Below are 15984 nucleotides of genomic sequence, written 5' to 3' on the forward strand. Positions count from 1 at the left end.
TGATTTAGATAAAACTTTAAATCTTATCTTTTTTTTAAATAAAAATCTGCGTAGTAGATAGCATTAATTTGTCTGTACTTTTGCTAGTCTATACGTATAGACTTAAGCGGGGTTCTCTATGCTTGCAACCAAGATTTTTGTTGAAAAAGAAACGATTAGCAATTTCTTAGGAGTTCAAATACCGACGCATATTTCACACCTATCTGACACCTTTCAAGACAAGATTAGAGAGCGATTAAACTTGGAAAGCTTGGATGGTGAATTAGAACTCTCAGCGAATCATAATTTTAGTTCTAAAGTGTATGAAAAATTAAATCAAAAAGAGATCTATAATCTTTATCCAGAACGCGAACCTGCTTTAAGAATTTCAAAAGCTGTGGTTTGCAATGTTGCTGGAGAGCACCTGATCTTAGCTCCATTTACAGTCACTCAAGAAATGTGTGCGGGTCACATGCCGGGGTTTCCAATTTTGCCCCTAGCTGAGGCCGGACGGACCCTAGCTCAAGTAGGAGCTATTTTAATTTCCTATTCAATCAAGCACGTGGAACGACGCGAAGGTTACTTCACACCGATGGTTTATAAGGTCGGAGAACTCATTTCAGGACAAAAAGGTTTTCTTCGTCCCGGAAATCAAGTCTTTTTAATTGCTAAAGCTCGCAAACTGCGCGGTCCGCTCTATACGGTCGAGGCTCATGGATATCTGGGAGAAGAGCATATTTTCTCGATGCCAAAAATACAATACTTTGCGACCGAAGAACCCTGCTTTTGGATGCAAAAAGATAATTCAGAAGAAGATTTGAAGTCTAGCTCCGTGTTTTTGACGTATTGGTTCAAAATTCGAGCCGAACGATTGGTTGAGTTTCAGACGTGGGCAACTACCCATGGCATGAGTTTTTGGGAAAAATATGAGGGTATTACGCGATATAGGACTTTTCGACCGTCGGCGATGCCAATTCCCCAGAACGAGCTGGCTGGTACGCCCGCTTCAATACATGGAGTTAGTCAAGTAGAAGCAAAAAATATAGAGGCAATTCGTAAGGTATTTGCTTCTGAAGAATTTCAGCTCATCCAAGAAGAGTTTATAACATTTCTAGAGCCTAGCTCGCTGCAATATGCTGTCATGGATTGTGCCTACGATTCATTCAGAAATTAAGGATGCTTTAGGTTTGACAGGCTCGCTTGAAGCATGACTCTCAATACTTCTAATCACCTGTTTTTTTAGGAGATGTAATGAAAATAGAAATAGTAAGAACATATTTGAGCCTGTAAATATCTCAATCTGTTTTTGCTATTTCTATTTTAATACAGTAGAAATTTTTGAGAAGACTAACTTCCTGTAGCAAAATATGGATGCTCTTGATGGCAGCGATCGCAAATTAAATTAAATGCATCTTCTGGCAGCATTGGCTTGCCCAATTGGTAGCCTTGTCCGTACTTACAGTTTAGAGAGGTAAGGTGAGTTAATAAATTTTGAGTGTCAATTCCCTCCGCAACTACATCAATACCTAGCTCTACAGACATCGTTAAAATTGCTTTAATGATTTCTGAATGTTTCTTGCCAAGGAGCATGTTCTTGATAAAGGAACGGTCTATCTTTAGAGATTTAATTGGAAAGCGATGTAGATAACTTAAAGATGAATAGCCTGTCCCAAAATCATCCATGCACAAATGAACGCCGAGGGTTTCTAGACTCGAAAATATAGAAGTAACTTGTTCTGTATTTTCTAAAAGTACGCTTTCAGTAATTTCAATTTTTAAGTCTGAAACACTTAGTTGATTTTTAAAGAGAGATTGCGAAATTTTTTCTACAAAATCAGGTTGGAAAAATTGTTTTGCCGAGCAATTGACGCTTATCTTTAAAGAGCCGTAAGAAGGGTCTAGTTTTTTCCAGTGGCGCAGCTGCCTGCAAGCTTCCGTTAAAATCCAATCTCCAATAGGAACAATAAGTCCAGTTTCTTCAGCGATTAAAATAAATTGACTGGGCAGCACTAAGCCCCGTTTAGGACAATTCCATCGAATTAAGGCTTCAAAGCCTTCTAAACGGTTTGTTTTTAGTTCGAAGATTGGCTGATAAACCAAGAAAAACTCTTGGTTTTTAATGGCTTGCCGTAAATCGTTCTCTAATTGGAGGGCATCTAAAACGCGATCGTGCATGGCAGTATCGAACACGACATGACATCCTCTTCCAATTGCTTTAGCTCGGTATAAGGCGATGTCGGCATTCCGTAGTAAATCTTCAGAGTCCCGATAATTTGTCGTACTCAACACGATGCCTATGCTGACACTGCTATACATCTCAGTTTCGTGAAATTGATACGGCTGAGATAGGGATTTAGCAACTCGTTCGGCAGTTTGTATTGCAACCTCTTCTGTCTGAAGATCTGTAAGGACGATAATAAACTCATCGCCGCCCAGCCGCGCGATAATGTCTCGATCGCGCACGCAGGTTTCTAATCTACGCGACATTGCAACGAGCAGTCGATCGCCGGTTGAATGTCCCAAGCTATCGTTAATGATCTTGAAGCGATCCACGTCTAAAAATAAAACTGCAAAACGATAGTTGCGATCTTGTCGAGCGTAATCTAATATTTGTCCTAGTTTCTTTAGCAAGTGATGTCGATTTGGGAGGTGGGTTAGCGAATCGTACATCGCATGATAGTGGAGCTTTTCTTCTGCTAGACGGCGCTCTGTAATATCTCGCGAATTTATGACGACGCTCGCTACAGATGGCTCGTCCACGAGGCTCTGTCCCGTCGCTTCTAAATAACACCAATCGCCATTCTTATGCTGAAAACGAAACTCAACCGTTGTTGAGTAACCTGGCTCTTGAATGACGCTTCTAAAAGCAGACATAACGCTAGGAGTGTCGTGGGGATGAATATAGTCGAATATATTTTTACCCACGAGTTCTTCTGGAGAAAACCCTACAATCTTTTTGATGGATGGGCTTTCATATTGAACTTTGCCATCTTGCGCGAGTAGCGTGATCATGTCCGAGCTATTCTGGATGAGCGATCGCCATTTATTTTCGCTTTTGGCCAGAACCTCCTGAATATTGGGAGAACATGCCAGCTCGGCTTCGAAATGATTGTCTGCTGTCGATTTATTAAGAAAAACGTAATCTTTATAAGAACTCTGCTTTGGAGCGCCAATCAAACAAACGAAAATATTGAGAGAGCTTTCTTCGTGTAAAATTGGCGTAATAGATAGCGTTGATTTTAATTTAGATCCATTTTTATGGTGTAAAAAACACTCGCGATTGTGTAATGGCTTTGATTCTTCTAAAAGATAAGTTTGAAAAATCTGAAAGGTCGATTGATTGACTAATTTTGATAAACAGCTACCTAAAAGATCTTGAGGAGAGTACCCCAGCATATCTGTCATGGCCGAGCTGATGTAGCATATACGGCTCTGTGCGTTTAGCAACCAAAACCCTAAATACTCTTTTGAATGTCCGTAACTGAGATCTCGATCCTCAATATCGGCCATTTAGTCTCCCTCTAGCTGCAATAAGTAAATACTGTGAAGCATTATGGATACGATTTTCTTGAAAAGTTTCTTAACTGACCTAGGAGGTAAGTATTACAACAACAATAAGGATAAATTGCACGAGAGCTATGTAAGCTTGGTTCGGCAAGGAGGGCATGCCAATTCGCTCTTTGAAGCTGTCTTTCGCAGCATGACTAGACTGTGAAAGCCAAACTGGTCTTCTAACACTAATACGTTTATGGACTATGTATTCGCTCATCTTAAGAACTTCAAAGATCGCGAGAGACATCGAGCTTTTTGTGCTCGTCGATACAGCATAAGCTTAGGGTCGAGACCCTCGCTGGGCGCTATTGACTCAGGACTTACCCTCCACTCTTCCATCCACGCCGGATTTCCCTATCGCGCTAGATTTATTCAGGCTACTCTTAAAAACCTTTAACGTTACAAACACCTGTCATTCTACAGCTATTGCATGCTATTCGAGAACGGTACAGGATCTAGAGATTCCAGGTTCGCCTTTGCAATCAGCTCGTCCCAGCCGCAAGATCTCAGGAATTTCGGCAGCTTTTGTTCCTTAGTACGGTATTTCTACGAAAATACAGCGGATCTCATATCTTTGGAACGTATCTAAAGTCTTATAACTACTGTAAATCAATACTCTTAGTATTCCTTAATTTGCAAAGGCAGGCTTTTTTCTTATAGGCGCGTCAGCGAAGCATTTCTGCAGGCAATGTCTATTCGCTGGCTTTAACAACGAATTCATAAGGATTTTAGGAGTTTTGTCAGTCAACTGGGTTCTGAACGATAGGCCATTGACATTTTGACGTCTCGCTCGCGCAATTTAAACCATCGCTTCTCTCTAAAACCTTAGCCAGCCATTAGGTATCTCCAACGATAGAGAAAGCCTCATCGATTGAAATAATTGCAACGCTCTTCTGAATGTATTCTCTGCAAGCCGCAACGGCTTCCTCAAGACTCAAATAATCCTTGTCGTCTATATAAGTCTCTCCCATAGGGCGACAGCACTCTACCGTCCAGTATTGCTTGTCGACAACTGCAAGGATTAACCACCCACAAAATAGTTCTTTATATATATTCAAAATTCAAAACTTTTGCAAATTTATTGCTTGCAATTCTATCATTTATCGCTGGCTTTTATCTGATTGTAAATACTAAGTTAAGCTCGTGCAAGCTTGTTGTAAAGATACGTTCTCCGAGCGTTTACGGCTTTGAACGACACCACTGTGTTAAAGCGATCGTCAACAAACCCAGCTTCCAGGAATGTCGGTATGATAGTCTATCGGGAAGCGTGACCGGAGGAAGGCTGTGACAAAACGCAGGGTCGGATTACTGTTTGGCGGATGTTCTGGAGAGCATGAGGTTTCCGTGGTTTCTGCAGGGGCGATCGCGCGGGCATTACAAGCTTCGCCGAACGTTGATAAGTATGAAGTGATTCCGTTCTACATTCAAAAAAATGGTGGATGGGTGACGGGTCGGGACGCCCAAACCGTCCTCAGTAGCGGTCAGCCCTTAAGCGTCGATGCATCGGTCGATCGCTGGCGATTTCCAGCAGCTGTTACGGACGTGGAGATTTGGCTCCCGATTTTGCACGGTCCCAATGGAGAAGACGGCACCGTACAAGGTTTGTTGCAGCTCATGCAGGTGCCCTACGTGGGTTCGGGAGTTTTGGCTTCTGCGGCTGGGATGGATAAAATTGCGATGAAGACGCTATTTGCAGCGGCAGGGTTGCCCCAAGTTCGCTATGCAGCCGTCACGCGTTCGCAGATTTGGTCCGACCCCTGCGTCTTTACAAAGCTGTGCGATCGCCTTGAAGCAGAGCTGGGCTACCCTTGCTTCGTCAAGCCCGCCAATCTGGGTTCCTCTGTGGGGATCTCTAAGGTGCGATCGCGCGCCGAACTGGAGGTCGCTCTCGACAATGCCGCCAGCTACGACCGTCGCATTATTGTAGAAGCAGGCGTAGCGTCGGCTCGCGAGGTGGAATGCGCCGTTTTAGGAAACGACAATCCCAAAGCTTCGGTCATTGGCGAAATTACCTTTGATAGCGATTTTTACGACTATGAGACGAAGTACACGGCTGGACGTTCCGCAATGGTCATTCCAGCTAAGCTGCCGCAGGGAATCGCCCAGCGGATTCAAGAGATGGCAATTCAGGCTTTTCAGGCCATTGATGGCGCGGGGCTATCGCGGGTAGACTTCTTCTACGTGGAGCAGACGGGAGAAGTATTGCTTAACGAAATCAATACCCTACCTGGGTTTACCGCCACCAGCATGTATCCAGAGCTCTGGGCAGCATCTGGCATCGCTTTTGCCGATTTGGTAGACACACTTCTGCAGCTTGCGTTAGAGCATCACGCGTCTCAAACCTCAGCCTAATCAAATGGAGTATCAAATTCTAGGGGTCGCTCTTTGGCTGGGTATCGTGCTCGTTGCAGCAGAGCTGGTCGCTCGGTTTAGCCCTCTAGGTGGGGAGGTGTCTCGCAAAATCGTTCATATTGGGGTGGGCAACGTGATTTTGTTGGCCTGGTGGCTTCGCATTCCAACAGAGGTGGGCGTTGCTGCTGCTGTTCTTTCAGGGGTTGCCACGCTGATTTCTTACTGGTATCCCCTGCTCGCGAGCGTCAGCGGTGTGGGTCGCAAAAGTTGGGGAACGTTTTTTTATTCCGTTAGCATTGGCTTGCTCATAGCCTATTTTTGGCCGCGAGGGCTTGAGTCCCACGCGGCCTTGGGCGTATTGGTGATGACCTGGGGAGACGGGCTGGCCGCGCTGATCGGGCAGCGGTTTGGCAGCCATCGCTACGAAGTTTGGGGTATGACCAAAAGCTGGGAAGGCACGGCGACAATGGCGATCGCCAGCACGCTCGTCAGCGGCGCGATTTTGATCTCGACCTACGGACTCTCTTGGCCCATCGGGCTCGTTTCGCTGCTGGTGGCGATTCTGGCAACGGGATTAGAAGCCTTTTCTAAGTTCGGGGTCGATAACCTCACGGTCCCTTTGGGCAGTGCCTTCATCAGCTTTGCCTTGGTGCAGTGGTGGGCTGGTTGACAACACCTTTGCCGTTACCCAACTCGACGATCGCTATTCCAGAACATCCATGCGCACGGACGAAACGCCGCTGCTCACGGTCCCTAGAATCTGAGCGGCGCCCCTAGACAGGTCTATAACGCGATCGCCTACAAACGGCCCGCGGTCGTTAATGCGAACCACAACTGAGCGACCGTTATCTAAATTGGTGACGCGCACGCGGGTGCCAAAAGGCAAATAGCGATGAGCTGCCGTGAGCGCGTATTGGTTGAAAACTTCTCCATTGGCCGTATAGTTACCGTCAAAGCCAGGGCCGTACCAAGAGGCCATTCCCTGAATTTGAAAGCGGATAGGACCCATCGCAACCGTTTGCACGTTCTTGGGCTTGGGCATTCCCTCAACGGTTTTGAGCGGTCCTGCATTGCCAAGCTGAAAGCGGAGCCGATTGGCGATCTGAAGCGCATCCTTGCCAGCATCCTTAGTGGAATTGGGCAGCAATGTATTGTCTTCTGTAACTTCAAGCAAATGCCGACCGTTGGCCTGAATCAAATAGCTTTGGCGTTTCTCGCTCCAGACGACTTTAATTGCCTCGGCATCCATGCCTGAAAGGGCCATTTGATTGAGCTTTCCGGCAATCGTCGTCGCGCGCCAGATCGGGTCAGCTACCGTTTTAGAAGAAGAATTCGCGATCGCCGCAAGCTTGGTTGGATCCAGTTCGGTGGTGGCAACCTTTACACCCTGAGGATTTGCTGCACTTTGTTCCGCACCCAAAAAGGTCACGACGGGAATATTGCGGACGTACACCGTTGTTGCTTGTCGTCCCTTCTTCTCGTGGACCATCACTCTTGCAACAACGGCTTCAGACGGCTCGGAAGCGGACTGACGCTCTCCTACCTTAGTTGCGCTAGCAGTCTGTACTTGAGCCGTTTTTGTACCTGCGGTCTGTTCTAAATCGACAGGTGTGGGAGCTGTGGGGTGTTCTGGGCTTGCCTCGCTAGTAGCAATTTCGCCAGCGACCGTTACGGTCAACGCTGCAGCGAGTCCAGTTAAGATTACTTGTTTCATAGGGATCCGTTGGGAAGGGCAGTTTTAAGAACCGAGTCGTGGCGTCCACAAGAGCGCAATTGCGCTCTTTTTAACTCGTACTCGTTCCGAATTCACTCTTTACTACCGGAACTGTCTTACAGTATCATGCCTTCCCCAACGTGGGGATCGGGGTATTCCCTTACGGGATCCAACTCGCCCAAAGGATTTGCCTCTGGGATCCCTTTAGCGTAAAGTCAGTCGACTGAGACGAAATCCCGTTGGTGGCTAATGTTGAGATGATTCTTAATAGTTGCTCATTCATTAGTTCATGTTATAGATTTCTTTTAAGTTGTTGTATTTTTAAATCAATTTCTCTGCCTTTAAGGAGTGGCTGACAAGTCATTTTGCGACTGAGATCGGTAGGTGAGTTCAAAAATGCGTAAATGTACGGTAATCGCCACAAAGTTTTTTCCGTAAATTTGCGGACTTAAGCTATGAAAGGACTGGCAGTACGGTAAAGTGAGAGCCGAATGTAGAAGCCGTCTGCAGATAAATGCTTTCTGGCGAATCGGGCTAGGCCGTCTGAAGCAGGATCGTCTCGCAACTTAAAATCTGGTTTCTATATATAGAACGTGTAAATCTGACTCATTTTAGTCCGCACATTATTTATGGATTATCGCGACGCTGGGGTAGACGTTGAGGCGGGAAGAGACTTTGTCCGTCAAATCAAAGGGATGGTGGAGCGTACGGCTCGCCCAGAGGTGTTAGGGGGGCTCGGCGGCTTTGGCGGTTTATTTCGCCTGCCCAAGGGATATGAAGACCCCATTTTGGTGTCGGGGACGGATGGGGTGGGAACGAAACTTAAATTGGCGCGCGAACTCGACCGACACCGGACGGTCGGGATTGACTTGGTCGCGATGTGCGCGAACGACGTGTTGACCTGTGGGGCAGAACCGCTGTTTTTTCTGGACTACGTGGCAACGGGCAAGCTAGAGCCGCAGCAGCTCGTTCAAGTGATTGAAGGGATTGCTAACGGGTGCGAACAAGCAGGCTGCGCGCTTTTGGGGGGCGAAACGGCGGAAATGCCAGGATTTTACCAGCCCAAGGAATACGATTTAGCCGGATTTTGCGTGGGTATTGTCGAGCAGCGCAATCTATTGGACGGCTCTCGAGTCCAGATTGGGGATGCAGCCATCGGGTTGGCTAGCAGCGGCGCGCACAGTAATGGATATAGTTTGGTCCGCAAAATTGTCGGGGATCGCGGTTTTAGCTGGAACGATCGCCCGGCCATCTTTGGCGGTCAATCTCTGGGGGAGGTCTTTCTGACGCCAACCCGAATCTACGTCAAATCGATTTTGGCCGCGCGGGCGTCGGGGTTAGACATTCACGGGATGGCCCACATTACCGGGGGCGGTCTGCCAGAAAATTTGCCGCGATGCCTGGAGGCAGATCGGGCGATCGCCTTAGATCCGTCCGCTTGGCCGACGTTACCCGTGTTTGATTGGCTGGCGGAAGTCGGCGGCGTCAAAGCTGCCGATATGTTTGACACCTTTAATATGGGGATTGGCTTTGTCGTCTTGGTGCCCGCATCGCAAGCAGAACAAACCATTCGCTGGTTTGAGTCCCAGGAGATTCAAGCCTACGCGATCGGACAGGTCATTGCTGGGGAGCAAAACTTAACGGGATTGCCCTAAATCCTGGAATTTAAGGGCCGTAGAAAGCGTTCGTCGCCCTGAAGAAGGGTAGAAACCTAATCGGATCCGTCCTTCCAAACCGAGGTCCAGTCAGGGCAGCTATCTCCTTCAGCACCGTAGGGATGTATCGCGCAAACCAGAACGTTGCCCCCGTAGGCTTCGCCGTGGTAGTTGCGACAACCGACGCAAACGGGGCGATCCTGGAGCACGGGCGTGACGGTCTGTACGAAAGGACGACTCCCATCAGCGACGATCTCTTCTACTTCGCCGATCCAGTCGAAGATCGGTTCGAGATAGTAATCTAGGGTCGCTTCCACCTCAATCGCAGTTGCTTCGATTTCTTTGGCTAAGGTTTCGCAACCTTGATAAATCAGGTCGCCTATCCATTCTGCTGTCCGATCGATTGCTTTGTAAAAGTCGTGCATGCTCAACACCTAGACGCTGTTAAGTTCGAGTTACAAAGAATTTAAGAAACTGCACGCTCTAAAGGGACTCGGAATCGCCGTCAGAATCTACGTCTTCAATCGATAAAATCTCGATTTTTTGAGGTTTGTCCGCGTCTGTCGGAGACTCGGCATCGCTTTGGGCTGGTGCTACCCATGTATTAAAAAATTTAGACGCTTCTTCTGTCGTGTCTTCGCCTCGACGAATGAGGTCATCTGCAAGGGACTGAGCTTTCCCTTGGATGTCGCCTACTTGTTCGCCAGCATAGGAGGCCAACCCGACACCCAAGTAAAACGCTTTTTTTAGGGTATCCGTCAGATTTTCCATGGGTTCGCTCAAATCTTCTCGACGAGTCTTAACAAAATGCCGGATTTGGAACGCTAATTCTGAGAGCGTGCAGCGGTCAAACCGTCGCTCGGCCCGAGCCACCCTTCAAATAAGGCGACCCGGAGTCCACGCCTGTTACAAGCATCCCGTATTGCTGCTACCTTCCGGTCCTGACAAAGTTAAGGCGTTGTTACCGCATGGGTCCGAGTCTTCACTTAGTTTAGCATTGTTCTATCGCTATCGTGAAGCGCTGTGCGGTGATAAAATGCCATGATTCAAGGTTAGGGGCAAAAGCGAAACCGCTCGCCGTCGAGAAGCGTTGCCCAGCTTTTTGAGGCGATCGCACGATAGATGTCGTCCATTCCGGCCTAGCTATAGCCCGCGATCGTACTCAGGGTAGACTAACACCGGTTCATCCAGAACGTAATGCCCCCATGACTCAACCTGCTAAAGACGAACAGGCCCTCTCTCCCCTAGATAGCCTGCTGTGGGCGATTATTGGGCTGTTGTTAACGATTAGCGGCGCTTTCATTGAGGTGGCGATCCCTCTCCCCCAACTCTCTTGGCCGCCTGCCTGGAGTCAGGTCGAAACGTATTCTTTGGGGGTTACGCTGCAAGTAGGCGCCATTTTGCTTGTAGGCTGTATGGCAGGTCGCAATGCAGCAGTTCTATCTCAAATTGCTTATTTGGCTTTAGGGTTGAGCGGTCTTCAGGTCTTCGGTCAGGGGGGAGGGTTAGGATATTTAAGGGAACCTACCTTCGGTTATCTGATCGGATTTCTCCCCGGCGCTTGGCTGTGCGGCACCTTTGCATTCCGAGAGCGGCGGCGCATTGAAACCTTAATTATGAGCTGTTTGTGGGGGCTTCTGGCCATCCACGTCGTCGGGCTCATCTATTTGAGCGTGCTGTCGCTGTTTAGAGTGACTGCCGTCAATTGGTGGAATGCGGTTTTGCAATATTCAATTTACCCGTTGCCCGGTCAATTCATTATTGTTTGCACTGTTGCAGTGCTGGCGTATCTTCTGCGTGTTTTACTATTTTACTAGCAGGGCATCAAGCGAATAGGGTCGTGAAATTAAAGAAAAATCCGATGTTTTGGCTGTCTGCCGCACTCAGTTTTTTGCTAGATCGCTTATCGAAGCAATGGGTTGTCGATCGCTTCGAGCTGACCAATCCCCCAGAGTCTTGGCCGTTGATAAAAGGGGTTTTTCACTTTACCTACGTGATCAATAAAGGGGCAGCCTTTAGTATGTTTCAGGGGGAAGGCTGGCTCCGCTGGCTATCGCTGATCGTGACGTTGGCGCTGATTTACTACGGCTTATTCGGTTCGCCCTTACGCGCTTGGGAGCAGGCTGGCTATGGCTTTTTGCTCGGTGGAGCTGCTGGAAATGGAATCGATCGCCTGACAATGGGCCACGTGGTAGACTTTTTGGATTTCCGGCTGATCGATTTCCCGGTCTTTAACATCGCGGATGTCGCGATCAACGTGGGTCTGATTTGTTTGTTCGTGGCGCTCTGGCGCAAACCTACCCCCAGTAAGCCGCCATCGATTACGGACTGAAATCGATCGAGATCTATTCTGAAGCTGGCATTTTGAGAGCGTGAAGGGTTTGGAGGAGTTCTTGAGCGGTGAAAGGCTTCGCCAGAAATGCTTTCACATTTTGACTCGTACGATTGGCCAGCGACTCATGAGTTGCCAAGCCGCTCATGGTAATAATTTGAACCTGCGGGTCGATCGTTTGTAAGGTACGAACGATCGTGGCGCTGTCTAGGGATGGCATCATTAGATCGAGCAGGACGAAGCGAATCTCCCGATGCTGCTCTGCGAACAATGCTAGGGCGTCAATGCCATCTTTTGCCGTTATGACGCGGTAGTTAAATGCTTCGAGGGAGATTTTGGTGATTTCTCGAATCGACGCTTCATCGTCCACCGTCAGAATTAATTCACCATTCCCCATCAGATCGGAGGAAGCTTTGGCAGATTGGCCGGGTTCTTCAGATTCGGCTGCTGGCAAGAAAACCTGAAAGCGGCTACCTACTCCCACCTCGCTGGAGACATTAATAAACCCGCCATGATTCTTGATAATGCCGATCGCGGTAGACAATCCGAGTCCGGTCCCTTTCCCTTCTTCCTTCGTCGTAAAGAAGGGGTCGAAAATGCGTTCGATCGTTTCTGGCGTCATTCCACTCCCCGTATCGGAGACTGTAATGACGACATAGGCGCCAACCTTGGCCTCTACATTCATCCGCACGTAGTTTTCGTCTGCCAGGAAATTTTCTGCACTAATACTCAACGTTCCGCCATTGGGCATGGCATCGCGGGCGTTAACGCATAAATTCATGAATACTTGATGGAGTTGTGTCGCATCGGCAGAGACCGTCCAAAGTTCCCTGGTCGAGATATCTCGCTCTATTTGGATCTGTTTTGGGAAGGTTTGTCGGGCAATGTTGACGATTTCAGCCAAAAGGTGCCCCACCTGCAATGCGACGCGTTTACCGTCCATCCCCCGTGCAAAGGAGAGAATTTGCTGCACTAAATCGCTGCCTCTCCTGGAGCTATCGACGAGCATTTGGACGATGCGTTGGTTGCGTTCGTCTAAGTGAGGTAGCGTCAGCGGCAGCAGTTGGGCGGCAGCCAAAATGGGGGTCAAAATGTTATTGAGGTCGTGGGCAATGCCGCCGGCAAGGGTGCCCAAGCTTTCCATGCGCTGGGCGCGCAGAAATTGCTTTTCGAGCAATTTTTTGTCGGTAATGTCTGTGTCTACAGTAAGGATGGATTTAGGTTGCCCCTGTTCGTCTCGCACCAACGTCCAGCGACTGGCAACAACGGTTGGGGTGCCGTCTTTCTTGAGCTTGACGAGCTCCCCTTGCCATGCCCCTTTCGCGACGACGGCCTCAATGGCTTGGGTCAGCGCTGTTGCTGGGGTGGTGTTCAGCAGTTCGTTAATGTTGCGATCGCGCACTTCTGCGGCAGTCCAGCCAAAGAGTCGTTCGGCGCTCTTATTCCAAAATAAAACCCGCTGGTCTAGATTGCGTACCGCGATCGCATCGGTGGCAATATTCAGCAGAGCGGCTTGCTCCAGAATGATGGTTTCTGCTTGCTTGCGATCGCTGATGTCTTCAACGGTCCCGACAAAGCCGATCGCTTCGTTTCTCTCGTTATAAATACAGGTGGCATTCGAGTGAATCCAACGAATCTCTTCGCGAGATCTCTCTACTCGATATTCGCAGGAATAATTGCATTTCTCCTGAACGGAGCGGTTCCACGTGTCGAGTACCATCTCGCGATCTTCAGGATAAATGGACTGAATCCATCCCTCTCCTAAATTGTCTGCCGCCGTCAGGCCGGAAATTTCCTGCCAGCGAGCATTGGTATAGGTGCAGCGTCCGTTGACATCGGTTTGAAAGATACCGATCGGCGACGATTCGCTCAGACTGCGGAAGCGTTTTTCGCTTTCTCTGAGCGATTCTTCAACGCGTTTGAGCGGGCTGACATCAAATCGAATCGCTAAGTATTGCAAGGGTTGGCCGTCCCGATCGAGGGTAGGCACGATCGTCGTCCAAACCCAGTAAAAGCTGCCATCTTTGGCCCTATTTTTAATCTCGCCTTCCCAGGTTTTGCCGCTAGTAATGGTCGCCCAGAGGTCTTGGAAAAATTCTGGCGGGTGATGGTGGGAATTAATAATGCGATGGGTTTGCCCGATCAGCTCTGCCTTGGAGTATTTAGAAATCTGGCAGAATTGGTCGTTGACCTCCGTGATGACACCGTGGCGATCGGTGATGGCGACGATCGCCGCTCGATCCAGCGCAAATTTTTGAAATTCCAGAGATTTCAGCGTTTCCCGCAGTGAAAGCTCGGCGCGTTTGCGATCTGTAATATCTCGCGTGAAACAGCGAGTATGGACAAACTCGCCATTTTCGCGCCGGACATTGGAGTCGATCAGGACGTGACGCAGGTCGCCGTTCTTACAGCGGAGTTGGGCCTCGTAGCCGTGCAATGTTTCATTGGCGGTCAAGCGACAAAGAATATCTGCGATCGCTGTTTGGTCGGCATGAAAATCAGCAATGGAGCGACCGATATATTCCTCTCGCGTGTAGCCCAGCAGATCGAGTTCGGCTTGGTTTGCCCACAGAATGCGCCCGTCTCCTGCAACCCAATGCATTCCGATGGGCGCATTTTCCACAAAATCAGTCAGATCTTGCTGATGGTGGCGCAAGGTTTCCTCCGCTCGCTGCCGCTCTTGAATTTCTTGTTGCAGGCGGGCGTTGGTTCTTAACAGTTCGGCAGTTCGTTCTTCTACCCGTCTCTCTAAGTTCAGTTGTTCTTGACGGAGCGTCTCTTCAACGTGTCTTCGCTGTCCGATCTCTTGATGCAAGGAGCGATTGGCAGCCTCGACGGTCAAACTCCGCTCCTCAATCTGGTCTTGCAAAAGCTCGACGGTATCGTAAAGTTCGACGGGGTCGAGGACTTGGAGCAGATGGGTCTGCGTCACAATGCCCAATAATTCCCCCGCGCGATTCTGCACGACCAGTCGCCTGATTCGCATCTGCTGCATTTGTTGATGGGCTTCCCACAGAGAATCCGATGGCTCTAATAAAAATAGGGGTGTACTCATGACCGCACGGGCCGGGGTGCGAGCGAGATCGAGTTCTAACACCTTAAATTGCAAAATATCGCGTTCGGTGACGATCCCGACGGGCTTGCCGTTTTCCAGCAGGACGACGCAACTGGTAGAGGAAGCATCCATCTGCCGCGCCAGCTCTAAGACTGAGGTGCTTTGATGGGCGCGAGCGACCTGGGGCGTCATGACCTCGGAGACGAGGCGGAGTTTGAGGAGGTAGACGGGCTGCAAAACTTGGTGAATGCTGTAGGGAGTCACCACGCCGAGCAGTCGACGGTCATCGGCAATAACGGGTAGATGCCGGATATTGTGCTGGCGCATGAGCGCTAAAGCGTTCATGACTGTTGGCGCGTCGGATTGGTGAAGGGCTACCAATTCTGCGGTCATGACCTCTGCAACGGTCGCGCCAGCCAAATCCAATCCTGCAACGGTCAACCGCACCACATCCCGTTCTGTAAAAATCCCGATTAATTTGCCCGCTTCGACGACCAGCGCGCAACTGTTCCAACCTGGCGCAATAGGGCAGTGTTCTGAAGATTGCTCGGCCCCCGCGACGTCGCAGTGCGATCCGCCTACCTGACTCATCCGGGAGATCGACTCCAATACCGAAGTCTCTGGCGAAAGTGTTAGAGGAGAGCGTTCGAGAACATTTTCTAAATCCGGGAGGGCTAATGCGGGATAGCTGGGCTGCATTGGAAACCTCTTCAGATCGGGACCGTTTCGATCAGTATTCCCATCTAGATGACATAAATCTATAAAAAGAAAAGCAATAAATTTAAATAATGCCGAGGGTCAGTTTGAGTGAGATGAGTCTTGAGTTTTAAGGGAGTGAAATTTACCCAATCTTAAGACAGCCCCCACAAGTTCCTCATCTTTTAATATTACTGTGCAAATAGAGAATAAGATTCTCGATTCTGGATCGCAGGGGTTTGCGGCTCAGGGGTTTGCAGCTTTAAAAGTCCAGACAAGCGTGAGGAGTTCGGCGAAATCGGCAATAAAATCGCACCTTAATATTTGTCACGGAGTTTTAAGATGACTTTAACTGTAGATAATCCTCAAAGCGCGTTAAGCGTCGGTTGGTGGCTAGAAGTAGGCACGACCCATCCCCTCCAAATCTCCTACTTCGGGCCGTTTGAAGATCGGACGCAAGCGGAATGTGCCAAGCACGAGTATCTTGAAGATTTTGAGACCGAAAAAGCAAATATCGTGTACGCTCGGGCTAAGCTCTGTCAGCCTCGCAAACGGTTGATTAATGAGAACGAACTAACGATTGAAGATTTGAGAGTGAGCCCGGTCACTTTCTTTGAAGCGTTGGTGATGCGCTAGACCTTTGGAGTTC

General features: G+C 48.9%; 12 protein-coding genes and 1 other RNA gene. 7 read left to right on the forward strand and 6 right to left on the reverse strand.

Going from position 1 to position 15984, the window contains the following annotated elements:
- Nucleotides 1-118 precede the first annotated feature (118 nt).
- A complete protein-coding gene (locus R6H26_RS24175; RefSeq protein WP_404786216.1) occupies nucleotides 119-1153 on the forward strand; it encodes a hypothetical protein in 1035 nt (344 codons plus the stop codon).
- A gap of 173 nt (nucleotides 1154-1326) precedes the next feature.
- On the opposite strand, the gene R6H26_RS24180 is transcribed toward R6H26_RS24175, so the two are convergent.
- Nucleotides 1327-3489, reverse strand: coding sequence for an EAL domain-containing protein (locus tag R6H26_RS24180; RefSeq protein ID WP_404786218.1), 2163 nt, complete (start codon nucleotides 3487-3489; stop codon nucleotides 1327-1329).
- Nucleotides 3490-4815: 1326 nt separating this feature from the next.
- On the opposite strand from R6H26_RS24180, the gene R6H26_RS24185 reads away from it, so the two are divergent.
- A complete protein-coding gene (locus R6H26_RS24185; RefSeq protein WP_404786219.1) occupies nucleotides 4816-5883 on the forward strand; it encodes a D-alanine--D-alanine ligase family protein in 1068 nt (355 codons plus the stop codon).
- A 4-nt stretch (nucleotides 5884-5887) separates the two neighbouring features.
- On the forward strand, nucleotides 5888-6553 hold the full coding sequence (locus R6H26_RS24190) for a diacylglycerol/polyprenol kinase family protein (RefSeq protein ID WP_404786220.1): 666 nt from the start codon (nucleotides 5888-5890) through the stop codon (nucleotides 6551-6553).
- A gap of 33 nt (nucleotides 6554-6586) precedes the next feature.
- Here R6H26_RS24190 and R6H26_RS24195 read toward each other — a convergent pair whose 3' ends face one another.
- Entirely contained in the window at nucleotides 6587-7597 is a 1011-nt protein-coding gene (locus R6H26_RS24195; protein WP_404786221.1) for a septal ring lytic transglycosylase RlpA family protein, read from the reverse strand.
- Nucleotides 7598-8226: 629 nt separating this feature from the next.
- Here R6H26_RS24195 and purM point away from each other — a divergent pair.
- The gene (gene purM, locus R6H26_RS24200; RefSeq protein WP_404786223.1) at nucleotides 8227-9252 is read left to right on the forward strand and encodes a phosphoribosylformylglycinamidine cyclo-ligase; all 1026 of its coding nucleotides are present in this window, start codon (nucleotides 8227-8229) and stop codon (nucleotides 9250-9252) included.
- 56 nt (nucleotides 9253-9308) lie between these two features.
- On the opposite strand, the gene R6H26_RS24205 is transcribed toward purM, so the two are convergent.
- The 3 genes from R6H26_RS24205 to ffs all read right to left on the reverse strand — a co-directional run bounded on the left by R6H26_RS24205 (nucleotide 9309) and on the right by ffs (nucleotide 10233).
- A complete protein-coding gene (locus R6H26_RS24205) occupies nucleotides 9309-9677 on the reverse strand; it encodes a hypothetical protein (RefSeq protein WP_404786224.1) in 369 nt (122 codons plus the stop codon).
- Nucleotides 9678-9735: 58 nt separating this feature from the next.
- On the reverse strand, nucleotides 9736-10125 hold the full coding sequence (locus R6H26_RS24210) for a hypothetical protein (protein WP_404786226.1): 390 nt from the start codon (nucleotides 10123-10125) through the stop codon (nucleotides 9736-9738).
- Between the two features lie 11 nt (nucleotides 10126-10136).
- Nucleotides 10137-10233, reverse strand: an RNA gene (ffs, locus tag R6H26_RS24215) — signal recognition particle sRNA small type.
- 224 nt (nucleotides 10234-10457) lie between these two features.
- On the opposite strand from ffs, the gene R6H26_RS24220 reads away from it, so the two are divergent.
- Nucleotides 10458-11069 (forward strand): biotin transporter BioY, encoded by a 612-nt coding sequence (locus R6H26_RS24220; RefSeq protein WP_404786228.1) that lies wholly within the window; start codon nucleotides 10458-10460, stop codon nucleotides 11067-11069.
- Nucleotides 11060-11584: a signal peptidase II gene (gene lspA / locus R6H26_RS24225; RefSeq protein WP_404791435.1), complete on the forward strand. Its 525-nt coding sequence runs from the start codon at nucleotides 11060-11062 to the stop codon at nucleotides 11582-11584. The genes R6H26_RS24220 and lspA overlap by 10 nt, the downstream gene beginning before the upstream one ends.
- A 13-nt stretch (nucleotides 11585-11597) precedes the next feature.
- Here the strand turns inward: lspA and R6H26_RS24230 are convergent, their stop codons facing one another.
- Nucleotides 11598-15338: a PAS domain S-box protein gene (locus R6H26_RS24230; protein ID WP_404786229.1), complete on the reverse strand. Its 3741-nt coding sequence runs from the start codon at nucleotides 15336-15338 to the stop codon at nucleotides 11598-11600.
- Between the two features lie 339 nt (nucleotides 15339-15677).
- Between R6H26_RS24230 and R6H26_RS24235 the strand changes: the two genes are divergently transcribed.
- Nucleotides 15678-15971 carry a DUF1816 domain-containing protein gene (locus tag R6H26_RS24235; protein ID WP_404786231.1) on the forward strand — a complete coding sequence of 98 codons (294 nt, stop codon included), beginning with the start codon at nucleotides 15678-15680 and terminating at the stop codon, nucleotides 15969-15971.
- Nucleotides 15972-15984: the final 13 nt, after the last annotated feature.

The organism is Altericista sp. CCNU0014, assembly GCF_044923475.1.
GTDB lineage: Bacteria > Cyanobacteriota > Cyanobacteriia > Thermosynechococcales > Thermosynechococcaceae > JAAURS01.